15 protein-coding genes are annotated in these 25,658 nt (G+C 63.8%); 12 read left to right on the top strand and 3 right to left on the bottom strand.

Annotation, left to right across the window (positions count from 1 at the left end):
• Window positions 1-251 precede the first annotated feature (251 nt).
• The 6 genes from AC4FWB_RS07415 (at window position 252) to AC4FWB_RS07390 (ending at window position 14,894) form a co-directional block, all read left to right on the top strand.
• Window positions 252-2,180: an autotransporter assembly complex protein TamA gene (locus AC4FWB_RS07415; protein ID WP_491025285.1), complete on the top strand. Its 1,929-nt coding sequence runs from the start codon at window positions 252-254 to the stop codon at window positions 2,178-2,180.
• Window positions 2,181-2,182: 2 nt separating this feature from the next.
• Window positions 2,183-8,236 carry a translocation/assembly module TamB domain-containing protein gene (locus AC4FWB_RS07410; RefSeq protein ID WP_491025284.1) on the top strand — a complete coding sequence of 2,018 codons (6,054 nt, stop codon included), beginning with the start codon at window positions 2,183-2,185 and terminating at the stop codon, window positions 8,234-8,236.
• A gap of 276 nt (window positions 8,237-8,512) precedes the next feature.
• Window positions 8,513-10,165: an ABC transporter substrate-binding protein gene (locus AC4FWB_RS07405; protein WP_491025283.1), complete on the top strand. Its 1,653-nt coding sequence runs from the start codon at window positions 8,513-8,515 to the stop codon at window positions 10,163-10,165.
• 222 nt (window positions 10,166-10,387) lie between these two features.
• Entirely contained in the window at window positions 10,388-11,422 is a 1,035-nt protein-coding gene (locus tag AC4FWB_RS07400) for an ABC transporter permease (protein ID WP_491025282.1), read from the top strand.
• Window positions 11,423-11,434: 12 nt separating this feature from the next.
• Window positions 11,435-12,592, top strand: coding sequence for an ABC transporter permease (locus AC4FWB_RS07395; RefSeq protein ID WP_491025281.1), 1,158 nt, complete (start codon window positions 11,435-11,437; stop codon window positions 12,590-12,592).
• Window positions 12,593-12,695: 103 nt separating this feature from the next.
• Window positions 12,696-14,894, top strand: a complete 2,199-nt coding sequence (locus tag AC4FWB_RS07390) for a dipeptide ABC transporter ATP-binding protein (RefSeq protein ID WP_491025280.1) — start codon at window positions 12,696-12,698, stop codon at window positions 14,892-14,894.
• A 33-nt stretch (window positions 14,895-14,927) separates the two neighbouring features.
• Here the strand turns inward: AC4FWB_RS07390 and AC4FWB_RS07385 are convergent, their stop codons facing one another.
• Window positions 14,928-15,518 carry a transglycosylase SLT domain-containing protein gene (locus AC4FWB_RS07385; RefSeq protein WP_491025278.1) on the bottom strand — a complete coding sequence of 197 codons (591 nt, stop codon included), beginning with the start codon at window positions 15,516-15,518 and terminating at the stop codon, window positions 14,928-14,930.
• 212 nt (window positions 15,519-15,730) lie between these two features.
• Between AC4FWB_RS07385 and AC4FWB_RS07380 the strand changes: the two genes are divergently transcribed.
• Window positions 15,731-17,269, top strand: a complete 1,539-nt coding sequence (locus tag AC4FWB_RS07380; RefSeq protein WP_491025568.1) for a trimethylamine methyltransferase family protein — start codon at window positions 15,731-15,733, stop codon at window positions 17,267-17,269.
• 64 nt (window positions 17,270-17,333) lie between these two features.
• Window positions 17,334-19,775 carry a GcvT family protein gene (locus AC4FWB_RS07375; protein ID WP_491025276.1) on the top strand — a complete coding sequence of 814 codons (2,442 nt, stop codon included), beginning with the start codon at window positions 17,334-17,336 and terminating at the stop codon, window positions 19,773-19,775.
• Window positions 19,776-19,797: 22 nt separating this feature from the next.
• Here the strand turns inward: AC4FWB_RS07375 and AC4FWB_RS07370 are convergent, their stop codons facing one another.
• Entirely contained in the window at window positions 19,798-20,190 is a 393-nt protein-coding gene (locus AC4FWB_RS07370; RefSeq protein ID WP_491025275.1) for a DoxX family protein, read from the bottom strand.
• Between the two features lie 202 nt (window positions 20,191-20,392).
• Between AC4FWB_RS07370 and AC4FWB_RS07365 the strand changes: the two genes are divergently transcribed.
• Window positions 20,393-20,881, top strand: coding sequence for a hypothetical protein (locus tag AC4FWB_RS07365; protein ID WP_491025274.1), 489 nt, complete (start codon window positions 20,393-20,395; stop codon window positions 20,879-20,881).
• A gap of 36 nt (window positions 20,882-20,917) precedes the next feature.
• Here the strand turns inward: AC4FWB_RS07365 and AC4FWB_RS07360 are convergent, their stop codons facing one another.
• On the bottom strand, window positions 20,918-21,691 hold the full coding sequence (locus AC4FWB_RS07360; protein WP_491025273.1) for a VOC family protein: 774 nt from the start codon (window positions 21,689-21,691) through the stop codon (window positions 20,918-20,920).
• A 180-nt stretch (window positions 21,692-21,871) separates the two neighbouring features.
• Here AC4FWB_RS07360 and AC4FWB_RS07355 point away from each other — a divergent pair, with 180 nt between their 5' ends.
• From AC4FWB_RS07355 to preA, 3 genes are all read left to right on the top strand, one after another.
• Window positions 21,872-22,606 carry a gamma-glutamylcyclotransferase gene (locus AC4FWB_RS07355; protein WP_491025272.1) on the top strand — a complete coding sequence of 245 codons (735 nt, stop codon included), beginning with the start codon at window positions 21,872-21,874 and terminating at the stop codon, window positions 22,604-22,606.
• Window positions 22,607-22,718: 112 nt separating this feature from the next.
• Window positions 22,719-24,083 (top strand): NAD(P)-dependent oxidoreductase, encoded by a 1,365-nt coding sequence (locus AC4FWB_RS07350; RefSeq protein WP_491025271.1) that lies wholly within the window; start codon window positions 22,719-22,721, stop codon window positions 24,081-24,083.
• Between the two features lie 2 nt (window positions 24,084-24,085).
• Window positions 24,086-25,399, top strand: a complete 1,314-nt coding sequence (gene preA, locus AC4FWB_RS07345) for an NAD-dependent dihydropyrimidine dehydrogenase subunit PreA (protein ID WP_491025270.1) — start codon at window positions 24,086-24,088, stop codon at window positions 25,397-25,399.
• The last annotated feature ends 259 nt before the right edge of the window (window positions 25,400-25,658 follow it).

The following is a 25,658-nucleotide window of genomic DNA, read 5'->3' as shown; positions in this document are numbered from 1 at the left end:
GGGCATGATCAAGCATCGAGCGGGCTTGTCAACGCCGGAACGCCGCAGGTTTTTCAACCCGCCAACGGTTTCCATGCCGGCCAAAGGCCGGTATTTCGACAGAACCTCTATGAGATGGATCACACATTCTTGCGAAGGTGCAAAAGGTGTGAATTCCAAGCCCGGTCTATTTCAGACAATTGGATTGTGGCCCCTTTACGAGCGTTTCAGAACTTCATTCCAATTTTAGTTTTGTCGACTAGGTTGTGTTAATGCCGGCGTATGAAACGCAGATGTCAGGAGGGATCGCGCCAGGGCGCGGGCTTCCGCGCGCCCTGCTTTTCGCGCTTGTCTGCTCGACCGCACTCGCCGGCGGAGCACGCCCGGCGGCGGCCTTCGAGATTTTCGGCATCAAGCTCTGGGGTTCGTCCAGCGACGAGGATGCCGACATCGTCGATCCGCTGCGCTATTCCGTAACCATCGACGCGCCGGACGCCGACAAGGATCTGGTCGAGAGGCTGGAAAATGCCTCGGCGCTCAAGAGCGACGAGGAGCATCCGGTGTCGGGGTCGCTCGGCCTGATGGCCAAGGCGCGCAGCGACCGGGAACAGCTCGTTGCCGCCCTTTATGCCGACGCCCGCTACGAAGGCGTGGTCACCATTACCATCCAGGGCAAGTCTATCGACGAACTGCCGCCGGACGCCGAATTCAAGGGGCCGCAGCCCATCCCGGTGGTGGTCAGCGTCGCCGCCGGGCCGAAATTCACGCTGGGCGACATCAGGCTGAAAGGCGATGCGGCGGGGTTGGCGAGCGCCGATTTCGGCCTGATCGCCGGCGGCGATGCCGGGTCCGGCGCCGTGCTCAAGGCCGAAGCGGCGATCGTACGCGCGCTGAAGGAAGAGGGCAGACCGCTCGCCAAGGTGACGGACCGCGAGATCGTCGCCGACCACGCCACCTCGACGCTCGACGTCACGCTGACGGTGGCGGCCGGCCCGGCCGCCGGCTATGGCGACACCACTGTCGAAGGCACCGAGAAGGTCGATCGCGACTTCACCGAATACATGACCGGGCTGAAGCGCGGCCAGCAATATTCGCCGCAAGAGATTGACGATGCCCGCGATCGTCTGCTCGGGCTCGAAGTCTTCAACAGCGTGACCATCAAGGAAGGCGACAGCCTCGACGCCCAAGGCAACATCCCGATCGACGTCCAGGTCAGCGAGCGCAAGCCGCGCTTTTTCGGCATCGGCGGCACGTTTTCGAATACGGAAGGGCTGGGGCTGGAGGGCTACTGGGGCCACCGCAACCTGTTCGGCCAGGCGGAGAAGCTGCGCATCGACGGTTCCATCAGCGGCATCGGCAGCAACAGCATTTCCGCGCTCAATTACAATGCCGGCGTCATGTTCGAGAAGCCGGGCGTGCTCGGGCCGACGTCGAAATTCTTCACCGGCATCAAGACGGTGTTCGAACACCCGGATGCCTACGACCATTTCTCGGTCAAGGGCAATATCGGCGTCTCCTACGATCTCGACAAGCAGCAGAGGGTTTCCGCTGAATTCGCCCTCGACTATTCGAGGATCACCGACACGTTCGGCAAGCACACCTATCTTATCGCCAGCGTGCCGCTGCAATATGTCTACGACAACCGCGACAACAAGCTCAATCCGACCAGGGGTTTCCGGGCGCTCGCCTATGCCGAGCCGAGCTACGACATCCTGAACGGCGCGACCTTCCTCAAGCTGAAGGGCGAAGGCTCCGCCTATCAATCGCTGGACACGGCGAGCAAATTCGTGCTCGCCGAGCGCGCCGTGCTCGGATCGATCGTCGGCACCGGCTTGCAGAACGTGCCCGCAGACCGGCGTTTCTATTCGGGCGGCGGCGGCTCGGTGCGCGGTTACGCCTATCAGGGCATCGGCCCGAAGGACATCGACGGCCAGCCGATCGGCGGCCTGTCCTTCTTCGAGACCTCGGTCGAGATGCGCATCGCCATCACCGACACGATCGGCGTCGTGCCCTTCGTCGATGCGGGCACGGTTTCAACGAAATCCTTCCCCGATTTCTCGGACGTCAAGGTCGGCGCCGGCGTCGGCCTGCGCTATCTGACGCCTTTCGGGCCGCTGCGCATCGATGCGGCCGTGCCGCTCAACCGTGATCCGAGCGATCCGCATTTCGGCATTTATGCCGGCATCGGTCAGGCGTTCTGACGATGAGGATCTTCTGGCGCATCCTTCGCATCTGCCTCTACGCGCTGCTCCTGCTGCTGGTGGTGGCGATCGGCGCGCTCGTGGTGCTGACCGGCACGGAAGGCGGCCGGCAAAATCTCGCCGGCCTGATCTCGAAAATGGCCTCGACCGAGGACCGCAAGGTGACGGTCAGCGGCATCGAAGGCATCTGGTCCGGCGCCCTGCGGCTGGATCATGTCGTGCTGGAGGACCGCGCCGGGCCTTGGCTGGTGGCGCGCAAGGTGGCGCTCGACTGGTCGCCGACGGCGCTCTTGTCGCGCAATTTCAACGCCGACCGCATCGGCGCCGAGCGCATCGAGCTGGCGCGGCTGCCGCAAGCCAGCCAACAGCCATCGCAAGGCGGATCGACTAGCCTGCCGGTCTCGATCGACGTCAGGCAAATCGACCTGCCGGAGATCGCGCTCGGGCAGCAGCTTGCCGGCAGCGGCATCGCCGAACTTGCCGCCAAGGGCTCGCTCAAGGCCGATCCGTCGCCGCTGGCGATCGACACGGTGCTCAACGTCGCCCGCCACGACGGCAGAGAAGGCAATGTCGACGCCAAGGTCCATTTCGCGCCGGCCGACAACAAGCTCGACCTTGATCTCAAAGCGTCGGAGCCGGCGGGCGGCATCATCGCCAATTTGCTCAAGCTGCCGGATGCGCCGCCTGTAGACATCGTCGTCACCGGCACTGGGCCGCTCGCCAACTGGAGCGGTATCGGCACCTTCGTGGTCGACCGCCAGATCGTCACCCAGCTCACCGGCCGCCACCAGCTCAGCGACAAGGGCCACTATATCGAGGCCAAGGGCGACGGCGAATTCGAGCGCTTCCTGCCGGAAAAGTTCAAGTCGCTGTTTGCCGGCAAGACGAGCTTCGACGTCGCCGGGACTGCGACCACGGCAGGCGGGGTCGATATCGATCGCGCCACCATAGAAAGCGATGCCGTGCATGGCACGGCCAGCGGCAATGTCGACCCGAAAGGCGCCAGCGACCTTGCCGTCGAGCTCTCCGCCAAGGAAAAGCCGGTCACCATCGATGTCGGCACCAGCGCGGTGCCGATCCTGGTCGCGATCGAGAAGGCGACGGCGCGCGCCTTTGGCGACGGCAAGGCGCCGATGGTCGACATCGGCACCTCGCTGGCCTCGGTCGCCGTCGGCGGCACGCAGCTCAACACTGTAACGGGAGAAATCCATTCCGACGGCTTTGATGTCGAAAACCGCAGCGGCCCGGTCAGCGTCAAGCTCGCCGCCGCCGGCCTGAAGACCGACGTGGCGACGCTAGCGCCGCTGGTGACGGGCAAGCTCGCGGCCGATCTTTCCGGTTCGATCAACCGCGATAACGTGACCATCGACAAGGGCACGCTGCGCAGCGATGCGCTCAATGCCGCGCTGACGGCCGGCGTCTCGCTCGCCGATCTGTCGATGACGCTGAAGATGAACGCGGACGCCGTATCGAAGGCGCTGCCGCCGCAGATCAGCTCGCTGCTTGGCGAACGGGTGAAATTCTCGGCTACAGCGACCCGCGATCCGGAAGGCGCGTTCGCGGCCAACGAGCTGGAACTCACCTCCGGCTCGCTGAGCGCCAGCGGCACGGCCAGCGCGCAAGGCTCGGACATCCAGGCCAACGTCAAGGGCACGCTGGGCGACGTCTCGGCGCTGTCGTCGCTGGCCGGCACGCCGCTCGCCGGCGGGATCAATTTCGCGCTGAGCGCGACCGGTCCGCGCTGGGCGCCGGACTTTTCGGTTTTGGCCGACAGCGCCAGCCTGACGGCGGCCGGCCGCACGGTGAAGGACATCAAACTCTCGGCAAAGGGCAAGGCCGACATCGCCAATCCCTCGGCCGATGTTTCGCTGACGGGCAGCGCCGAGGAGCAGCCGCTCGACATCAGGGCCTCGTTGGTGACCGCGGCCGGCAAGCGGTCGATCAGGGGACTCAGCCTTGCGCTCGGCGACAACAAGGTTTCGGGCGATCTCGCGCTCGACGACAAGTTCCTGCCGCTCGGCACGCTGACGCTGGCCGTTCCCGACATCGCGCCACTTGCCGCGCTCGGTAACCAAAGCGCGACCGGCGACATAAACGGCACCATCGCCTTCGCCAAGGATGGCGAGGCCCCGACCGTCACCATCAACGCGGCAAGCACCTCGATCGCGCGCGGCGCGTTGGCCGCAAGGACGATCACCGTCAACGCGTTGATCGCCAACTATCTCAAGGGGCCGGCGATCTCGGGCACGATCAAGGCCGACAGCGTGACCTCCGGCAGCACGGTGGTCAGCGGCATCGGCATCGATTTGAAGCGCGACGGCGACTGGACCAATTTTGCCGGTGGCGCGACCGTGGCCGGCATTCCGGCGACCGCCACCGGCCGCGTGAAGATCGCCGACGGCAAGACCAGCGTCGAGATCGCATCGGGCGAAGCGACGGTGCGCGGCATCAAGGCGGCGATCGCCGAGCCCTCAAGCCTCGCGATCGCAAATGGCGTCACCAGCATCGAAAAGCTCGCGCTCAATCTCGGCGGCGGCTCGGCGACGGTTTCCGGCAGCGCCGGCCAGACACTCGACCTGACCGCCAACCTTGCCAGCCTGCCGGCGGCGCTTGCCAACGACTTCGTGCCCGGCCTCGATGCGGCCGGAACATTGAACGGCACGGCGCATGTCACGGGTGCGTCGTCCAACCCTGATGTTCAGTTCAACGCCAAGCTCACCGGCGCCGAGACCAGCCAGACCCGCCAGGCGGGGCTCGGGCCGCTCGATCTCGACGCCGCCGGCAGCTATACCTTGGCGGGCGGCGTGGCCCTGGACCACGCAACACTTGCGGGCGACAAGATTTCCGGCAACGCCGCCGGTACATTAAATCCGAACGGCGTCAGCGATTTTTCCCTCGATCTCACATCATCCGGACCCAGCCTGCCGTTGACGATCGGCAGCGCCGAGAGCCCGGTCAAGATCGAGGTCCAGTCGTTGTCGGCAAAGATGGCGGGCGAAAGCACGCAAGCCCGATTGGATGTTTCCGCGATCCTGCCGTCCGTTGCCGCCAGCCAGGTGAATGTGGACGATCTTGCCGTGGCGCTGCATTCGGATGCGTTTGATCTCAAGGGGCGGGCAGGTCCGGTTTCCGGCACGGTGTCGGTCAATAGGATCGGCCTCGACAATCCGATGATCGCGCCGCTGGTTGCCGGCAAGGTCACGGCGGAGGTCAACGGCCGTTTGACGACCGATGCCGTTGCCGTCGACAGCGGCGCGCTCAAGAGCGATGCGCTCAACAGCCAGGTCGCCGGTCTGATATCGCTGCGCGACGGCGCCATCGACCTCAATATGAAAGCCAATGTTGCGTCTTCCGCCTTGCCGGTGGCGGTGCGCGGTATGCTGGGCGAGAGCGCGCAGTTGAGCGCCGCGCTGAAGCGTGACGCCAATGGCAACGTCAATGTCGACGGCCTGAAGCTCAACTCGGGCGCGCTGAGCGCCGAGGGGCAGGCGAGCCTTGCCGACAGCAGGCTTGCCGCCGACATCAGGGGTGCGTTGAGCGACGTTTCGCTGCTGTCGAAAGACGCCAAGGGCGCCATCGCTTTTGCCATGAATGCCCAAGGTCCGGTCATGGCGCCCGATCTGTCGCTGACGGTCAACAGCGACCGGCTTTCGGTCGCGGCGCGCGAGATCACCGGACTGAAGCTGACCGCGACCGGCAAGGCGGATGCCGCCAATCCGGCGGCCAATGTGCAATTGACCGGCAATGTCGCCGGGCAGCCGCTGCAGGGCAGCGCCGTGCTGGCCACCACAAACGGCAAGAGCGCAATCAACGGGCTTGTGCTGTCGTTGGGATCGAACAAGATTTCCGGCGATCTTGCTCTCGACGAGGCTTTCGTGCCGGTGGGCACCGTGTCGCTCGACCTGCCCGAGATCGGGCCGCTGGCGGCCCTGGCCCTGGAAAAGGCGGAGGGCGACGTGCGCGGCACGATTGCGTTCTCCAAGGCGGCCGATGGGCCGAACGTCGTCGTCAAGGCAAGCACGGCGGCGATCAGGCGCGGCGATCTATCGGCCAAAAACGTCGCCATCGACGCGCAGATCGCCAACTACCTTGCAGCGCCCGTGATCTCCGGCAAAGTTCGCGCGGAGAACGTCACCTCCGGCGGCACCGCCGTCACCGGCATCGATGTCGACCTAAAGCGTGACGGCGACTGGACCGGCTTTTCCGGCGGCGCCACCGTCAAGAACATTCCGGCCAAGGCGGCCGGCCGGGTGAAAGTGGCGAACGGCACGACGACCATCGAGCTGGCTTCGGGCCAGGCGACGGTCCAGGGAATCAAGGCCGCGATCGCGCAGGCCTCGACCGTGACCATCGCCAACGGCGCGACAACGCTCGACCGGCTGGTGCTCAATCTCGGCGGCGGCACCGCGACGGTGACGGGTAAGGTCGCACAGACGCTCGACATCAACGCCAACCTGGCCAGGGTGCCGGTCTCGCTCGCCAACAGTTTCTCGCCGGGTCTCGACGCGGCCGGCTCGATCTCGGGCACTGTCAAGGTGTCCGGCGCACCGGCCACTCCTGCGGTCGCCTTCAAGGTCGATGCTTCCGCTGTGCAGACCTCGCAGACGCGCGGCGCCGGGCTCGGCGGCATGAATGTGTCGTCGTCGGGCACATTTGCCGGCAACAAGCTCGTTTTCGACGCCAACATCAGCGACGGCGCCGGGCTTGGCCTGAAGGGCGGCGGCACGGTGACGACAGCAGGCGGGCCCACATTGGCGCTCGACTTCAACGGCAAGGTGCCGTTTTCCTTCCTTGCCGCCAAGCTTGCCGCGCAAGGCCTGGCGCTTAACGGAACCGCCAATGTCGACGTGCAGGTGCGCGGTCCGGCATCGTCGCCGGTGATCAGCGGCAAAATCACGACATCCGGCGCACGCCTTATCGACGCGCGTTCCGGGCTTGCGGTCAACGACATCGCGGCCGACGTCTCTATCGGCAGCGGCGTCGCCAGGATCAATCGCCTGACCGGCACATTGTCGACGCGCGGCAGCCTTTCGGCCAGCGGCACGGTCGGCATCACGCCGGAGCAAGGCTTTCCGGCAGACCTGTCGATCAAACTCACCGACGGCCGCTACACCGACGGCAGGGTGGTGACCGCCAATCTCGGCGGCGATCTGACCATCAAGGGGCCGCTCGTCTCGGCGCCGGTGATCGCGGGCACCATCAATCTGGCGAAGACGGTCATCACCGTGCCGGAAAAGCTGCCGGGCTCCCTCTCGGCGCTCGACGTCAAGCACAAGAATGCGCCGCGCGCGGTGCGGGCGCAGGACAGGGCGCTGAACCCGCCGACATCCAGCGGCAGCAGCAACGGGGGCGGCGGTCTTGTCCTCGACGTGACGGTCAACGCGCCGAACCAGATCTTCATCCAGGGCAGGGGCCTTGATGCCGAACTGGGCGGCTCGCTCAAGCTGACCGGGCCGGCGTCGTCGCCGCAGGCGGTCGGCACCTTCACCCTGCAACGCGGCCGGCTGACGATCCTTGCCAAGCGGCTGACCTTCACCGAGGGCACGGTCGGGTTCCAGGGGTCGCTGGTGCCTTACCTCAACATGACGGCGACCACGACGACCAGCAGCGCCACTGTCACGATTGTCGTTTCCGGCGAGGCGACCAATCCGAAGTTCACCTTCTCTTCCGTGCCGGCGCTGCCCGAGGACGAGGTGCTGGCGCAGTTGATCTTCGGCCGTTCGATGTCGAATCTCTCGCCATTGCAAATCGCCCAGCTCGCCGATGCGGCCGCGCAATTGGCGGGGGTCGGCGGCTCGACCTCGCTGCTCGACAATCTGCGCAGCGCCATCGGCGTCGACGATCTCGACGTGACGACCGACGAAAAGGGCGGCACCGCCGTTTCGGCCGGCAAGTACCTCAACGACCGCACCTATGTGACGATCCAGAAGGGCGACAAGCCGGGCTCCGGCAAGGCGACGATCGACCTCAATGTCGGGCGCGGCGTGAAGCTGCGCGGCGAGGCCAACGATGCCGGCGAAGCCAAGGGCGGCGTCTTTTACGAGCGCGAATATTGACGACATGAGGCTCGCCTGCGGCCGGCCCAAGAGGGCTTCTGCCGCGCGCATGAGGCCCTTATCCGCCTAAAATGTCTTGATTTAATCGCCCCGTCGATTTTTCGAGAAATGTGCGGTGCACTAGCAAATTTGCGTCAAGACTGTCGCTATCGCGCGAACCGGCCTCATTCCAAAGTTGCACATTCCCTCACATGTTCCCACTCCACACCGTCTTTTGACATCACGGTCTGGATGCGGAATGTTAAAAGGCAGAAAGCCAAACAATGGGAGATAGTCATGGCAATCTATAAAAGTAACGGCGACCGTGTTCCGGACCACATCCTGGCCTTGGCCGAAGAAGCCAAGGCAGGAAAGGTTGATCGCCGCGAATTCCTGGCTCTAGCCAGCGTCTTCGGAGCGTCCACCGCGATGGCCTACGGCCTGCTCGGTCTCGCTGATCCGACCCCGGCGAGAGCCGAGGACGTTCAGGGCAAGAAAGGCGGCACGCTGAAGGTCGCGCAGTGGATCAAGGATCCGAAGGACCCGCGCAAGGCCGACTGGTCGGAAATCGCCAATGCCGAGCGCCAGGCGCTCGAGCCGCTGGTCAAGTACACCACCGAATACACGTTCCGCCCCTATCTGCTGGAAAGCTGGGACGTGAACGACGACGCCACCGAGTACACTCTGCATGTGCGCAAGGGCGTGACCTGGTCGAACGGTGATGCCTTCACCTCCGACGACGTTATCTTCAACCTTAAGCGCTGGGGCGACAAGAAGGCAGAGGGCAATTCGATGCCGGGCCGTCTCGGTTCACTGGTCAAGGACGACAAGCTCGACGAGAGTGCCGTCACCAAGGTCGACGATCACACGATCAAGCTGAAGCTCGGCAAGCCCGACATCGCGCTGATCCCGAACATGTGCGACTATCCGGGGCTGATCGTCCACAAGAGCTTCGACGAGAAAGGCGGCGACTTCAAAGCCTGCCCGATCGGCACCGGTCCGTTCGAGCTCGTCTCCTACGATGTCGGCCAGAAGGTGGTCTACAAGCGCCGCGCCGACAACAAGTGGTGGGATGGCGAAGTCTTCCTCGACGGCATCGAGTTCATCGACTACGGCACCGATCCGGGCGCCATGGTCAGCGCCTTCGAGGCGGGCGAGGTCCACACCAATTTCGAGACCTCGGCCGACTATGTTTCGATCCTCGACGGCATGGACCTGGTGAAGTCGGAAGTGGTGACGGCCTCGACGATTGTGTGCCGCACCAACGTCAATAACAAGCCCTACGACAACCAGAAGGTCCGCAACGCGCTGCAGCTCGCGGTCGACAACAACGTCGTTCTCCAGCTCGGCTATGGCAATGCCGGCACGGTCGCCGAGAATCACCATGTCTGCCAGATCCACCCGGAATACTACGAGCTACCGAAGATCAAGCGCGATCCGGCCAAGGCGAAGGCGCTGCTGGCGGAGGCCGGCCAGGCCGATTTCGAGCATGAGCTGATCACGGTCGATGAGGACTGGCACAAGAACACCGGCGATGCCATTGCCGCACAGATGCGCGACGCCGGCATCAAGGTGAAGCGCACGGTGCTGCCGGGCTCGACGTTCTGGAACGACTGGACCAAATATCCGCTGTCGACGACCAACTGGAACATGCGGCCGCTCGGCGTCCAAGTGCTTGCGATCGGCTATCGCACCGGCGAAGCGTGGAACGAAACGGCCTGGTCGAACCCGGAATGGGATAAGAAGCTCAACGCAGCGCTCGCGGTCTCCGATGCCGCCAAGCGCAAGGAAATGATGAAGGATATCGAGCAGATACTGCAAGATTCCGGCATCATCATCCAGCCATACTGGCGCAAGCTCTACAGCCATTCAGTCAAGGCGGTGCAGAACTACAAGATGCACCCGACCTTCGAACGCGATTACGGCAAGGTCTGGCTCGATCAGGCGTGATCGAACCTCGCGGGGAGGGGGCATTCGTCCCTTCCCCCATTCCCCACACAATGCTGGAACCGGAAGCCGAGCAGCAAAATGTTGCGGACTCTTCCGGCTGGCATGTGCAATAAATCAGTGTTGATCGCATCCGTGAGTCCGTTTGGCAGCCAGCTCCGCCGATAGCGGTCGAGCTGGTTTCCGAACAGGCTTCAACCCCAACCAGACCGGCAGGGGGCCGCCATGCTTTCTTTTATTCTCAGGCGTCTAGGCACGATGGCATTGACGATGCTGTGCCTGACGTTGATCGTGTTCTTCCTGATCAATCTCGGACCCAACCTGAAGAAGCTGGCTATCAGCCAGACCGAGATGCACACCTCCGCCGAGCAGCTCGAGGACTGGCTGGTCAACCATGGCTACCGGCAGAATTTCTTTGCCCGCTACGGTCAGTGGCTGGGCCTGCTGCCCAAGCAGCCGATCACCGATCCGGCGACGGGCAAGCCGGCGCAGCGCTTCTCCTTCTGCAACGACCCGGTCGTGCCGACATTTTCCGGCGTCCTGCAGGGCGATTTCGGCTGCTCGACCAAGTTCAAGACAACGGTGGGCTCGAAACTCTTCCCGGCGCTCGGCGCCACGGGGCTGCTGATGTTCTGGGTGCTGGCCGTCATGGTGCCGATCTCTCTGCTCGTCGGCATCCTGGCCGGCATGCGCGAAGGCTCGCGAACCGACCGCACACTCTCGGTCGCCTCTATCGCCTCGACGGCGACGCCTGAATATGTGTCGGGCGTCATCTTCACCGTCATCTTCGCCTCGTGGCTCGGCTGGCTGAACGGTTCGGCGGCCTCGGCCAGCCAGGGGCTCACCTTCTACAATTTCACGCTGCCCGTGATGACGTTGGCCATCTACGGCACCGGCTACATAGCGCGCATGACACGCGCCTCGATGGTCGAGGTGATGACGCAGCAATATATCCGTACCGCCCGCCTCAAGGGCCTCTCCTTCAGCAGCGTCGTCGTCAAGCATGCGCTGCGCAACGCGCTGATCGCGCCGTTCACCGTCATCATGCTGCAGTTTCCCTGGTTGCTCACCGGCGTCGTCATCGTCGAGGTGATGTTCCGCTACCAGGGGTTCGGCTACACGCTGGTCGAAGCCGCGGGCAACAACGACATCGACCTCCTGCTCGGTTGCTCGCTGGTCTCGGTATTCATCGTGCTGATCACGCAGCTCATCTCCGATGTCGGCTACGCGTTTCTCAATCCGCGTATCAGGGTTCAGTAAGGGGCAGGGCGGATGCAGATCGAATATATCGGTGCCTTCGACGTTGTGGTCGGCGTGCTCTGGCGCTTCTGGCCGGTATGGGCCGCGCTCGTCCTGGTGATGGGCGTGAGCTTCGCCTACAAGAAGAGGCTTGGCCTCTACGGACAGCTGTTCGACAGCGGTGTCGGCATTGCCGGCGTCGGCATCTGCCTTTTCTGGCTGTTCACGGCAATCTTCGCCTCGACCATCTCGCCTTTCGATCCGCTGGCGCAGGTGTCGATCATGAAGGACTCGCTGCCCGGCGCGATCGAGCCGACCTCGAAGCTCATCTATTACTTCGGCGGCGACAAGCTCGCGCGCGACGTGTTCTCACGCATGGTCTATGGCAGCCAGATCGTGCTGATCATCGCGCCGGCCGCGACCGGCTTTGCGCTGATGGTCGGCATCACGCTCGGCCTGCCGGCGGGCTACTATGGCGGCAAGATCGACACGCTGCTGTCGTTCCTCGCCAATCTGGTGCTGGCCTTCCCGGTCATCCTCTTGTTCTACCTCCTGGTGACGCCAGGCATCATGGATACACCAATCCCTTATGCGATGGCCGGGCTGTTCTTCCTGTTCCCGATCATCTTCTTCAGCGTGCTGTTCTGGACCCGCTTCAAGAACCGGCCGGACCGCCTCTACATCCTGCTCGGCGTGACGCTCGTCGTCGGCGGCTGGATCTATGCGGGCCTCGTCTTCGACAAGGATCCGCTGAAGATCGTGCACATCGATCCCAACCAGCTCAACATCTTCGTGGCGGTGGTGTTCGCTTCCAGCCCGGGCGTGTTCCGCATCGTGCGCGGGCTGACCATGGACATCAAGACGCGCGACTATGTGGCAGCCGCCCAGACTCGCGGTGAATCGCCCTGGTACATCATGCTTTGGGAAATCCTGCCCAATGCGCGCGGACCGCTGATCGTCGATGCCTGCCTGCGCATCGGCTACACGACGATCCTGCTCGGCACGCTCGGCTATTTCGGCCTGGGCCTGGCGCCGGAAAGTCCCGACTGGGGCACCGCGATCAAGGATGCCAGCCGCCTGCTGCGCTCCTTCATCCATCCGGCGCTGCCGCCAACGATCGCGCTGATGTCGTTCGTGCTGGGGCTGAACCTTCTGGCGGATTCGCTGCGCGAGCAGTCGATGAAGGATTGATAGCGGGGTCTTCGGCCCTACTTGCCGAGCATGATCCCGAAAAGTGGCACCGGTTTTCGGACAAGATCATGCTCAAACAAAAGACCAAGGATTGGAGCGACCCATGAACGAGGCAGTTCGAGATCCGACTCAGCCGATCATCGAGATCGAGAACCTCTCGATCTCCTTCTTCACCCGCAAGGGCGAGATTCCTGCGGTGATGGATTTTTCCTGCACGGTCATGCCCGGCGAGGCGATGGGCATCGTCGGCGAATCCGGCTGCGGCAAGTCGACCGTGTCGCTCGGCATCATGCGCGACCTTTCCAACATCGGAAAGATCGTCGGCGGGCGGATCAAGTTCCAGGGCAAGGACATGGGCGACATGTCCGAGGAGGAGCTTCGCGCCATCCGCGGCAACAAGATCGCCATGATCTACCAGGAGCCGATGGCGAGCCTCAATCCGGCGATGAAGATCGGCCAGCAATTGATGGAAGTGCCGCTGATCCACGACAAGGTCTCGAAGGACGAGGCCTACAAACGGGCGCTCGACATGGTGCGGTCGGTGAAGCTGCCCGATCCGGAGCGCATGATGCGCTCCTATCCGCACCAGCTTTCCGGCGGCCAGCAGCAGCGCATCGTCATCGCCATGGCGCTGCTGTCGAAGCCGGCGTTGCTCCTGCTCGACGAGCCGACGACGGCGCTCGACGTCACCGTCGAGGCCGGCATCGTCGAATTGGTCAAGGGGCTCGGCGAGAAGTTCGGCACCTCGATGATCTTCGTGTCGCACAATCTCGGTCTCATCCTCGAGACCTGCGACAAGATCACGGTGATGTATTCAGGCGAGGCGGTCGAGACCGGCAAGATCGAGGACGTCTTCGACCGCATGCGCCATCCCTATACGCAAGGGCTGTTCCGTTCGATCCCGCTGCCCGGCGCCGACAAGAATTCGCGGCCGCTGATTTCCATTCCCGGGCAACTGCCGCTGCCGCATGAACGGCCCAGAGGCTGCAATTTCGGCCCGCGCTGCCACCATTTCGTCGAGGGCGTCTGCAACGCCGCCGAAATCCCGATGATCGCGGTCGAGGGGCACGAGGGCCATTTCTCGCGCTGCGTGCGCTTCAACGAGATCGACTGGGAGGCGCTGCCGCCCGGCGCCAAGAAGGTCAACGAGAAGGTCGAGCCCGGCGCGCCGGTGCTCAAGATCGACGATCTCAAGAAGTACTACAAGGTCGGCGGCAGCGAGGTGTTCGGCTCGAGCGAAGGCCGTGTCGTCAAGGCCAATGAGACGATCTCGTTCACCGCGCGTGAATCGGAAACGGTCGCGATCGTCGGCGAATCCGGCTGCGGGAAGTCGACGCTCGCCAAGGTGCTTCTGGGGCTCGAGACCGCAAGCTCCGGCACGGTGACGCTGGGCAACAAGGAGATCCAGTCGACCGGCATCGAGAGCCGCAACGTCGAGACCGTGTCTTCGATCCAGATGGTGTTCCAGAATCCGTTCGACACGCTGAACCCCAGCCACACGGTCGGCTCGCAGATCATCCGCACGCTGGAGAAGTTCAATGTCGGCAAGACGGTCGCCGAGCGGCGCAAGCGGATGCTGGAACTGCTCGACCTGGTGAAGCTGCCTCGCGCCTTCGAGACCCGCAAGCCGCGCCAGCTCTCCGGCGGCCAGAAGCAGCGCATCGGCGTGGCGCGCGCCTTTGCCGGCGATGCCAAGGTGGTTGTGGCCGACGAGCCGGTCTCGGCGCTTGACGTCTCGGTGCAGGCGGCGGTGACCGAGCTCTTGATGGACATCCAGCGCAAGAACAAGACGACGATGCTGTTCATCAGCCACGACCTGTCGGTGGTGCGCTACATCGCAGACCGCGTCGTCGTCATGTATCTCGGCTATATCGTCGAGCAGGGCACGACGGACCAGATTTTCTCGCCGCCCTACCATCCCTACACGGAGGCGCTTCTGTCCGCGATCCCGATCGCCGACACCAGCGTGGTCAAGAAGCATATCGTGCTCGAGGGCGACATCCCGTCGGCGATGAACCCGCCGACCGGTTGCCCCTTCCAGACGCGCTGCGGCTATAAAAAGCTGGTGCCGGACAATCTGTGCGAGACCAAGGTGCCGCCGCATAAGGATCTGGGCGACGGCCATATGAGCCTGTGCTGGCTGGCCGACGACGTGCTGGCGAAGATGGAGCCGGTCATCAAGTTCGACAAGGAGCACGCGGCCCATGAAGGCGTGCCGGATGACGCGCCGCATGTCGCAGGTCCGGGCTTTGCCGGCACCCCGCCGAAACGTCCGCGCGGCAAGAAGCCGAAGCCGAACTAAGAAAGCGGCGCTGACCTCGGTTCCGGGCCGCTATCAGCTGCCGCACTGCCGCAGCTGCGCGGCATAGTCGCGGGCCATCTGATCGGTGGCGCGCGCGTAGTTCTGAACGCCGGCGTCACCGCGATTGCCGCGGCCGTAGGCCGACCAGCCGAGATAATAGGCAAGATAGAGGTTGTAGGTGTCGTTGCGGGCGACGCCGAAGGTGTCGACGGTCTTGGAATGGTACCAGCCGACGAAATCGACGGCGTCGGCGAAACGGCTGCGGCGCGCTGCCCAGTTGCCGGTCTCCATCTGGTATTGCGACCAGGTGCCGTCGAGCGCCTGCGAGTAGCCGGCAGCGCTCGAGACATGCTTCCACGGAATGAAGCCGAGCAGCTTGGTGCGCGGCGGCCGGGCGTTGCTCTTGAAGCCGGATTCCTTGCGCACCGTCGCCATCAGCACCGGAACGGGAATGCCGTATTTCTGCGAGGTGCGCTCGGCGGCGGACTGCCAGTTGTCGAACCAGCCGTCATTCTGGTCGAAGACGGCGCAGACATTGTTGATGTGGCTGGGCGCCGTCGCGCAGGCCGAAAGCGCCAGCAGCATGGAGACAGCGACAATTTTACTAAAACTCGACCTACGCATTGGGCAACGAATAGGCGGAAATTATAAAAGGAGTCTTTCGAGCTTCCTTAACGTCGGTCGGGTGCATGGATGTTTCGCCATATCAATATTTCGACCAAATGCGTCGGATTTCTTTTGATAGGTTTGAAGAAATGCCGCCGTGGCTAAAATCACGCCGGCAAATGACGAAATCCTGACAGCCGCCGCCTCGCGTCGGCGCTCTGATGGACCGCATGACAGAACCAAGACGAAGGCGCGGCGCCGAGCGAACCAGCAACCGGGGGCCTGCCGCCATTCCCCAATTGCCGCCGCGGCGCGTGGTCAATCCTTACCGGCCGATGGCGATGCTTTCGGCCGACCAGATCGAGGCCATCCATCAGGCCTCGATGCATATCCTCGAAAATTTCGGCATCGAGGTGATGAGCAAGAGGGCGCTTGCGTTGTTCGAGCGTGCCGGCGCCAAGGTCGACCATTCCTCGATGAATGTGCGCGTCGATCGCGGCATTGTCGAGGAGGCGCTGAAGACGACGCGCCCTTCCTACACGCTGACCTCCCGCAATCCTGCCCGCGCCATCCATCTCGGCGGCAACACCATCAACTTCACCCTGGTCGCCGGGCCGCCCAATGTGCACGACATGGAGCGCGGCCGCCGTGCCGGCAACCTCGCCGACTATTCCGATCTCGTGCGGCTGGCGCAGCATTTCAACTGCATCCACATGCTCGGCAACCAGGTCTGCGCGCCGATCGAGCTGCCGGCGAACTCGCGCCATCTCGATACCTATTTCGCCAATCTGACGCTGACCGACAAATGCTTCCATGTCTCGGCGATCGGCCGGGGCAGGGCGCTCGACGGCATCGAGATGATGGCGATCTCGAGGGGACTGACGCTGGAGCAGATGGCCGAGGATCCCGGCGTCACCACCATCATTTCCGTCAACTCGCCGCGCCGCTTCGACGAGATGATGGCCGAGGGGCTGATGACCATGGCCGAGTTCGGCCAGTCGGTGGCGGTGACGCCGTTCACGCTGATGGGAGCGATGAGCCTGGTGACGCTGGCCGGGGCGCTTGCGCAGCAGAACGCCGAGGCGCTGTTCGGCATCGTGCTGACGCAGCTCGTGCGCCCCGGCGCGCCAGTGATGTACGGCGCCTTCACCTCCAATGTCGACATGAAGTCGGGCGCGCCGGCCTTCGGCACGCCGGAAAACACCAAGGCCAACATTGCGTCCGGCCAATTGGCGCGGCGCTACAATCTGCCGTATCGCACGACGCCGGGCTCGGCCTCCAATGCCGCCGACGCGCAAGGCGCCTATGAAACGCTGATGGCGTTGTGGGGCGCGGTGCTCGGCCACGGCAACCTCGTCTATCATGCCGCCGGCTGGCAGGAGGGCGGGCTGACGGCGTCGTTCGAGAAGCTGATCATCGATGTCGAGATGATGCAGCACATGATGGAGTTCCTGCGGCCGATCGTGGTCGACGAAGGAGAGCTCGCGGTGGAGGCGCTGGGGGCGGTGCCGACCGGCGGCCACTTCTTCGGCGAGCCGCACACGCTGGAGCGCTACGCCACCGCCTTCTACCAGCCCATGCTCTCCAACTGGCAGAACTACGAGGCCTGGCAGGAGGCCGGCGCGCTCGACACGACGGCACGCGCGACGAGGCTGTGGAAGAAGGCGCTGGAGGAATATGTCCAGCCGGCGATGGATCCCGCCGTGCGCGAGGCGCTCGAGGCCTACATCGCGCGCCGCAAGGAAACGATCGGGCAGGGCGAGCCGTGAGGGAACAGCTTCCCACACTGATTCATTTCATTCTCTCAACTCACTGAAATAACGAGAAGAACCCATGAAGTCGCATGCAAAGGTCGTGGTCATCGGCGGCGGTGTCGTCGGATGCTCGGTGCTGTTCCATCTCGCCCGTCACGGCTGGACCGACGTCGTGCTGCTGGAGCGCGATGAGCTGACCTCCGGCTCGACCTGGCATGCGGCGGGCGGCATGCACACCATTAATGGCGACCCCAATGTCGCCAAGCTGCAGAAATACACGATCTCGCTCTACAAGGAGATCGAGGAGCTTTCCGGCCAAGCGACCGGTGTGCATCTCACGGGCGGCGTGCTTTTGGCGGCGACCGAGGCGCGGCTCGACTGGCTGCGCGGCGTCGTCTCCAAGGGTCGCTATCTCGGCATCGATCTCGAGGTGATCTCGGCGAAGGAAGCGGCAGAGCTGATGCCGCTGCTCGACCCGAAGCAATTCGTCGGCGCGGTGCGCAACAAGGAGGATGGCCACCTCGACCCGTCCGGCGTGACGCATGCCTATGCCAAGGCCGCGCGGAAGCTCGGCGCCGAGGTCGAGCGCTTCACCAAGGTCGAGGACATCGTGCGCCGCCCCGACGGGTTGTGGCGCGTCATCACCAACAAGGGCGATGTGGTGGCCGAACATGTGGTCAATGCCGGCGGCCTGTGGGCGCGCGAGGTCGGCCGCATGGTCGGGCTCGAGCTGCCGGTTCTCGCCATGGAGCACATGTACCTGATCACCGAGGACATGCCGGAGGTCGCCGACTGGAACAAGAAGACCGGCACCGAGATCATCCACGCCGTCGACTTCGATGGCGAGCTCTATCTGCGCCAAGAGCGCGGCGGCATGCTGATGGGCACCTACGAGAAGGCCAACAAGCCCTGGTCGGAGTTCTCCACACCGTGGAATTTCGGCCATGAGCTGCTGGAACCGGATATCGACCGCATCGCGCCGTCGCTGGAGGTCGGCTTCCGCCACTTCCCGGCCTTCCAGAAGACCGGCATCAAGCAGATCATCAACGGCCCCTTTACCTTCGCGCCGGACGGCAATCCGCTGGTCGGCCCGGTGCGCGGCCTGCCGGGGTTCTGGGTCGCCTGCGGCGTCATGGCGGGCTTTTCGCAAGGCGGCGGTGTTGGTCTCGCGCTCTCCAACTGGATGATCGAGGGCGACCCCGGCGCCGACATCTGGGCGATGGACGTGGCGCGCTACGGCGACTGGGCGACGATGGCCTACACCAACGCCAAGGTGCGCGAGAATTATTCGCGCCGTTTCTCGATCCGCTTCCCGAATGAGGAACTGCCCGCCGGACGTCAACTCAAGACGACGCCGGTCTACGACATCTTGTCGGCCAGAGGCGCGCAGTGGGGCGTGGCTTACGGGCTGGAGGTGCCGCTGTGGTATGCGCCCAAAGGCGTCAAGGACGAGTTCTCGTGGCGGCGTTCGAGCGATTTCGACCATGTCGCAAGCGAAGTCGTTGCCGTTCGCGGCGGCGTCGGTCTGTCGGAGATTTCGAGCTTCGCCAAATACAAGGTGACGGGCGAGGGCGCCGCTGCCTGGCTCGACCGCATGCTGGCCTGCAAGCTGCCCAGGTCCGGCCGCATGACGCTGGCGCCGATGCTGAAGGAAGACGGCAAGCTGATCGGCGACTTCACGCTCGCCAATGTCGGCGCCCCCGATGCCAGGGATAGCGAATGGTTCATCGCCGGCTCCGGCGTCGCCGAGCAGTACCACATGCGCTGGTTCGAGGCGCATCTGCCCGGGGATGGCTCAGTGCGCATCGAGGCGCTGGGGCAGAAGCTCACCGGCCTCGCCATCGCCGGACCGAGGGCGAGGGAGGTGCTGGCCAAGGTCACGAGAGCCGACGTCTCCAACGCAGCATTCCCCTTCATGGCTGTTGCCAGGATGGATATCGGCATGGCGCCGTGCCTGGTCGGCCGCGTCAGCTACACCGGCGACCTCGGCTACGAGATCTGGGTGGCGCCGGAATATCAGCGCGCCGCTTACCAGGCGCTGATCGAGGCAGGCCAGGAATTCGGCATCGGCCTGTTCGGCTCGCGCGCGCTCAATGCGCTGAGGCTCGAAAAGAATTACGGCTCATGGGCGCGCGAATACCGGCCGATCTACGGGCCGCTGGAGGCGGGGCTCGACCGTTTCGTCGCCTATGGCAAGGAGGCCGATTTCATCGGCAAGGATGCAGCGCTCGCCGAGCGCAAGCAGGGCGGCAAGCTCAGGCTGCGCGCCTTCATCGTCGAGGCCGATGATGCCGATGTCATCGGCGACGAAGCGATCTGGCATGACGGCGCCGTGCGCGGCTGGGTCACCTCGGGCGGCTATGCCCACAACTCGAAGAAGTCGGTGGCGATGGGTTATGTGCCGAAGGAGATCGCCGACAGGCCGGACGGCTTCGAGATCGAGATCCTCGGCAAGCGACATGCGGCGCGCGTTCAGGCGGCACCGCTGTTCGACGCCAATTTCGAAAGGATGCGCGCCTGAGAGCAGGCGCGCAGCAAAAGCTTCAGGCGCTGCGTCGGTTGTCGAGCGCAAAAGCGCCGGGGCCAGCAAAGACCAGATAGAGGAAGATGAAGCAGAACGAGATTGCCGCGTCACCGCCATTGTTGACGGGGAAGAAGTCGCGCGGCATGTGCGCCATGAAATAGGCGATCGCCATCTCGCCGCAGAGCAGGAACGCCACCGGGCGGGTGAAGAGCCCCAGCGCTAGCAGGACGCCGCCGGTAAATTCGAGGATGCCGGACGTCAGCGCAATCCCGGTCAGTGGACCAGCATGGGCGCCTGCAGGAAAATTGAACAGTTTCTGGGTGCCGTGCTCGATGAACTGCAGCGCCGTCATGATGCGGAGCGCGCCCAGCGCCTGCGGCCGATACTGGGCAAGGCTTTCGAAAAGCTTCATGCAAAACTCCATTTCACCCGCCCGGATCGGCCATAGATTATCGCCCGGCGGTGGACCATTCACTTCCTGGGGCCTGCTATCAACAATCGGTGACTGGAAACGGTTCCCCGGATGACGTGCAATTTTTCCCTTTATGGTTGCATTAATATCGCCATGGTTGTATCTAGGCGTCGACGCTCCAAGCCGTATGGGTCCTCGCATCATGAAAACACTCGTCATCAGCCTCTTCGCAATCCTTGCGGGCACCTGCTCCGCGATGGCCGCCGACGCCGGCTGTGATGCCTTCAAATGGCCGGTCACACGCGAGCAGGCCCTGTTTCCGGCGGCGCCCGCCGCACAGTCCGGCGCTGACCTGGCAGTCGGGCAAGCGATGGATTTCGCACTCGTGGCTGTCGACACGATCAGCTTTGAAGTGCCGCCGGAACGTGCACCGGCAGCCGGCACCTTCGGCGCGACGGCAAACGTGACCGTACCACCCGAGGGCGAGCTGCAGTTCAGCCTGTCCGATGAGGCCTGGATCGATGTCGTGCAGGACGGCCATGCCGTGAAGTCGACGGGTTTCAGCGGCGTGAAAACCTGCCCTGGAATTCGCAAGAGCGTGCGCTTCAAGCTGTCCGCCGGTCCGGCCACCGTTCAGCTCAGCGGCGCGAAGAAAGAAACCCTCAAGGTCGCGGTGCTGGCGCCGGAGTGATCCGGCGCCAGTTGATGAAGCAATACTTCAAACCGCCTATCTGACCGGGGCCAGCAGCGCGAAATGCGCGCCTTGCGGATCCTGGCATTGGACCACCCGTTGCGCGCTCGGCACTTCCATCGGGCCCATCAGGACCTTGCCGCCATTGTCAGTGACGCGCTTGGCCGCGGCGTCAATGGCGTCGACATTGAAATAGAACAGCCAGGCCGGTACCGGAATCTGCGGCGGCTTGTTCATCATGCCGCCGCCGGATTCAGGGCCGGCGCCGAAGGTCTTGTAGATGCCCATCTCGCCCATGTCGAACTCGCCGGCGCTCTCCCAGCCGAACTGGCTGGAATAGAAGTCGAAGGCGGCCTTCCAGTCCGAGGTGTAGAGCTCGTGCCAGCCGACATGGCCGGTCGTGGTGGCCGGCACCGGCGGCTGCTCGGGCTGGTTGGGCTGCAAGAACATGAAGGTCGCGCCCTGCGGGTCGGCGACGACGGCGAACCGGCCGACGCCAGGGATGTCGTCCGGCGCGCGGTGGACGGAGCCGCCTGCCTGCTCGAGCGCCTTGGTCGAGGCGTCGACATCCTTGGTGTAGATATAGCCGAGCCAGGCCGGCGGCATGCCCATCTTGGCGGCATCTTCCGGCATCGTCATCAGCCCGCCGACGCCGCGCACGCTGGAATTCATCACGATGTAGCGGGGCATGCCCGGCGCCTTGTCGAAGGGCTCGGCCCTCCAGCCGACAACAGCAGTGTAGAAGGCCTCGGCGGCGTCGAGGTCGGTGGTCATCAATTCGTACCAGAAGAAAGGTTGGGAATTCGGCATGGTCGGTCTCCTCACCGGTTCAAGCAGCGATCGCGGTTCGATCCATCCTAGGACGATCTCGGCGACAGAAATCCGACATCTGGGCCAGAAATCGAGAACGGCAAGGCGCGCCTGGACCCGCGATCTTGCGTGTGATGCGATTTTCGACTTTGCTGCCGTCAAAGAGGGGCTCTGTTTCCATTGCGCCGAATGTCGCTCACGCCTGAGCTTGTCGCTCTGTGCCACCGGGAGGAGGTCGATCCTGGTCCCGATGGCAGCTGGACACAGTTGAACGATGATGATTTCCGGGCTCTTGCCACGCGCTTGTCCGGCGAAGCCGACGAAGGTCCACTGTGGGTGTTCGCCTATGGCTCGCTGATCTGGAAGCCGGCCTTCGATTCCGTCGAGAAACGGCGCGCCGCAGCGCATGGGTGGCACCGCTCATTCTGCCTCGACATAGAGCGCTGGCGCGGCAGCCGCGAGCAACCTGGATTGATGATGGCGCTGGAACGGGGCGGGCGATGCGATGGCGTCATCTATCGGCTACCGGAAGGTGAAAAGACCGCCCAGATCGAAAGGCTGCTGCGACGTGAGATCGACGATCACGAAAGCGTCAGCTCGGTCCGGTGGGTTCCGGTACGCACGGCGCAAGGTTCGCTGCGGGCGCTTGGTTTCTGGGTCGGCGTGACGGGCAGGGGCACGTCGCTCAGGCAGCCGCTGGAGAAGGTGGCAAAGATATTGGCACGCGCGTGCGGCCATGTCGGTTCCGGCGCCGAATATCTCTACAACACCGTCAGTCATCTCGAGACATTCGGCATCCATGACCGCAATTTGTGGCGGCTACAGCAACTGGTCGCCGACGAGATCAGGTCGATCCATCCTTCCAGGATCGAAAGCGTGGAGCCGTCCGATGTCTTAGCGATGGCTATAACATGACTGTAATTATCATGTTTTATCCAGCCATTACAGTGGCTTGGTCGAAAATTGACCAATTGATAAAAAAATAAAACGTGCTAGCCTTTCCCAAAACAAAACAAGGGGAATTGGAATGGCGACTGGTCATTTCATCGAAGGCATCGCCGGCGGCCGGCTGTCGGCCGAGCAATATGCCGACAATTTTTCCGACCTGCACCCACCGCTCGATCACCACGAGGCGCTGGTCGAGGCCGACCGCTGCTATTTCTGCTACGACGCTCCGTGCATGAATGCATGCCCGACCTCGATCGACATCCCGATGTTCATCCGGCAGATCGCGACCGGCAATCCGCTGGGCTCCGCCAAGACGATCTTCGACCAGAACATCCTCGGCGGCATGTGCGCCCGTGTCTGCCCGACCGAGACGCTGTGCGAAGAGGTCTGCGTGCGCGAGGTCGCGGAAGGCAAGCCCGTGCAGATCGGCCGGCTGCAGCGCTACGCCACAGACGTCGCGTTGGATGAGAACAAGCAGTTTTATCAACGCGCCGAAGCGACCGGAAAGACGGTCGCCGTGGTCGGCGCCGGGCCTTCCGGCCTTGCGGCGGCGCATCGTCTTGCCCGCCATGGCCACGACGTGACCATTCTGGAAGCGCGGCCGAAGGCCGGCGGTCTCAACGAATATGGCATCGCCGCCTATAAGAGCGTCGACGATTTCGCCCAGGCAGAGGTCGACTATGTCACCTCGATCGGCGGTATCGACATCCAGAACGGCAAGGCGCTCGGCCGCGACTTCCAGCTGTCCGACCTGATGCGCAACTACGATGCGGTGTTCCTCGGTCTCGGCCTTGGCGGCGTCAATGCGCTGCGTGCCGAAGGCGAGGATGCTGACGGCGTCGCCAATGCGGTCGAGTTCATCGCCGAGCTCAGGCAGGCGAGCGATCTTTCCGGCCTGCCGGTCGGCCGGCGCGTGGTCGTCATCGGCGGCGGCATGACGGCGATCGATGCCGCGGTGCAGTCGAAGCTGCTCGGCGCGGAAGAGGTGACGATCTGCTACCGACGCGGACAGGAGCATATGAACGCCTCCGGCTTCGAACAGGATCTGGCCGCCGCCAACGGCGTCACCATCCGCCACTGGCTGCAGCCGAAGCGCGTCATTGCCGAGAACGGCAAGGTGTCGGCCATCGAGCTCGAATACACCGCCATGAACGGCGACAAGCTCGCCGGCACCGGCGAGCGGCTTACGCTCGCCGCCGACCAGGTGTTCAAGGCGATCGGCCAAAGCTTTGTGCCGGCTCATCTCGACGGCAGTGTTGCCTCGATCGAGCTCGAGGGCGGCCGCATCAAGGTCGATGCGGAAGGCCGCACCTCGCTGGCGAAAGTCTGGGCCGGCGGCGACTGCATCTTCGGCGGCGACGACCTCACGGTCTCGGCCGTGGCTCAAGGCCGCGACGCCGCCGAGAGCATCCACCGGGCACTGACCTCTAACGGGAGGGCATGAGCATGGCAGACATCCGCAACACTTTCGTCGGCATCAAGTCGCCCAATCCGTTCTGGCTGGCTTCGGCGCCGCCGACCGACAAGGCCTATAATGTCGAGCGCGCCTTCAAGGCCGGCTGGGGCGGCGTGGTGTGGAAGACGCTCGGCGAAGAGGGCCCGCCGGTCGTCAACGTCAATGGCCCGCGCTATGGCGCGATCTGGGGCGCCGACCGCCGGCTGCTTGGGCTCAACAACATCGAGCTGATCACCGACCGCGACCTGCAGACCAATTTGCGCGAGATGAAGCAGGTCAAGATGAACTGGCCGGATCGGGCGCTGGTCGCCTCGATCATGGTTCCTTGCGAGGAGCAGAGCTGGAAGGCGATCCTGCCGCTGGTCGAGGAGACCGGCGCCGACGGCATCGAGCTCAATTTCGGCTGCCCGCACGGCATGAGCGAGCGCGGCATGGGCTCGGCTGTCGGCCAAGTGCCGGAATATATCGAGATGGTGGTGCGCTGGTGCAAGCAATACACGCGCATGCCGGTCATCACCAAGCTGACGCCGAACATCACCGACATACGCAAGCCGGCGCGGGCGGCGAAAGCCGGCGGCACGGACGCAGTGTCGCTGATCAACACCATCAATTCGATCACCGGCGTCGACCTCGACAGTTTCGCACCGCAGCCGACCATCGACGGCAAGGGCTCGCATGGCGGCTATTGCGGTCCGGCGGTGAAGCCGATCGCCATGAACATGGTGGCTGAGATCGCGCGCGACCCCGAAACGCATGGCCTGCCGATCTCGGGCATCGGCGGCATCACCACATGGCGCGACGCCGCCGAATTCATGGCGCTCGGCGCCGGCAACGTGCAGGTCTGCACGGCGGCGATGACCTACGGCTTCAAGATTGTGCAGGAGATGATCGCGGGGCTGGAGAACTGGATGGACGAGAAGGGCCATGCCTCGCTCTCCGACATCATCGGCCGCGCCACGCCCAATGTTACCGACTGGCAGTATCTCAACCTCAACTATGTCGCCAAGGCGCATATCGACCAGGATGCCTGCATCAAATGCGGCCGCTGCCACATCGCCTGCGAGGACACCTCGCATCAGGCGATCACCGCAATGGTGGACGGCAAGCGGCATTTCGAAGTGATCGAGGCCGAATGCGTCGGCTGCAACCTCTGCGTCAATGTCTGCCCGGTCGAAGGCTGCATCACCATGGAGCCTCTGGCCGCGGGCGCCATGGACGAGCGCACCGGCAAGCCGGTGTCGCCGATCTACGCCAACTGGACGACGCATCCGAACAACCCGATGGCCAAGGTGGCGGCGGAGTAGGAGCTTTCTTCCTTATTGGCTTGGCTCGATCGCCCTGTCTCCTGACGGGGTGATTTCTTGTGCGTACCACCGCATTTTGTGCGCATGGTCGTCAATTACCGATGCCGCCGCTGCCCCTCATCCGCCTGCCGCTGTCCAGCCGATAGATGGGTAACACTTTGAACCGGATACATGGGTTACAGTTTTCCCCCTGAGTTTGTGTCCGCCGCGGCGCCATCTGGTCGGGGTTGGATGGGGCTGCGGCGGACCAGTTTCTTGT

It is taken from the genome of Mesorhizobium sp. LEGMi-168a, from assembly GCF_058312955.1.
This window is presented reverse-complemented; position numbering and strand designations above follow the sequence as displayed.

Bases quoted from the DNA above. Each gene is read 5' to 3' on its own strand.
- AC4FWB_RS07415 (WP_491025285.1), top strand. From the start codon at position 252: ATGCCGGCGTATGAAACGCAGATGTCAGGAGGGATCGCGCCAGGGCGC.
- AC4FWB_RS07410 (WP_491025284.1), top strand. From the start codon at position 2,183: ATGAGGATCTTCTGGCGCATCCTTCGCATCTGCCTCTACGCGCTGCTC.
- AC4FWB_RS07405 (WP_491025283.1), top strand. From the start codon at position 8,513: ATGGCAATCTATAAAAGTAACGGCGACCGTGTTCCGGACCACATCCTG.
- AC4FWB_RS07400 (WP_491025282.1), top strand. From the start codon at position 10,388: ATGCTTTCTTTTATTCTCAGGCGTCTAGGCACGATGGCATTGACGATG.
- AC4FWB_RS07395 (WP_491025281.1), top strand. From the start codon at position 11,435: ATGCAGATCGAATATATCGGTGCCTTCGACGTTGTGGTCGGCGTGCTC.
- AC4FWB_RS07390 (WP_491025280.1), top strand. From the start codon at position 12,696: ATGAACGAGGCAGTTCGAGATCCGACTCAGCCGATCATCGAGATCGAG.
- AC4FWB_RS07385 (WP_491025278.1), bottom strand. From the start codon at position 15,518: ATGCGTAGGTCGAGTTTTAGTAAAATTGTCGCTGTCTCCATGCTGCTG.
- AC4FWB_RS07380 (WP_491025568.1), top strand. From the start codon at position 15,731: ATGACAGAACCAAGACGAAGGCGCGGCGCCGAGCGAACCAGCAACCGG.
- AC4FWB_RS07375 (WP_491025276.1), top strand. From the start codon at position 17,334: ATGAAGTCGCATGCAAAGGTCGTGGTCATCGGCGGCGGTGTCGTCGGA.
- AC4FWB_RS07370 (WP_491025275.1), bottom strand. From the start codon at position 20,190: ATGAAGCTTTTCGAAAGCCTTGCCCAGTATCGGCCGCAGGCGCTGGGC.
- AC4FWB_RS07365 (WP_491025274.1), top strand. From the start codon at position 20,393: ATGAAAACACTCGTCATCAGCCTCTTCGCAATCCTTGCGGGCACCTGC.
- AC4FWB_RS07360 (WP_491025273.1), bottom strand. From the start codon at position 21,691: ATGCCGAATTCCCAACCTTTCTTCTGGTACGAATTGATGACCACCGAC.
- AC4FWB_RS07350 (WP_491025271.1), top strand. From the start codon at position 22,719: ATGGCGACTGGTCATTTCATCGAAGGCATCGCCGGCGGCCGGCTGTCG.
- preA (WP_491025270.1), top strand. From the start codon at position 24,086: ATGGCAGACATCCGCAACACTTTCGTCGGCATCAAGTCGCCCAATCCG.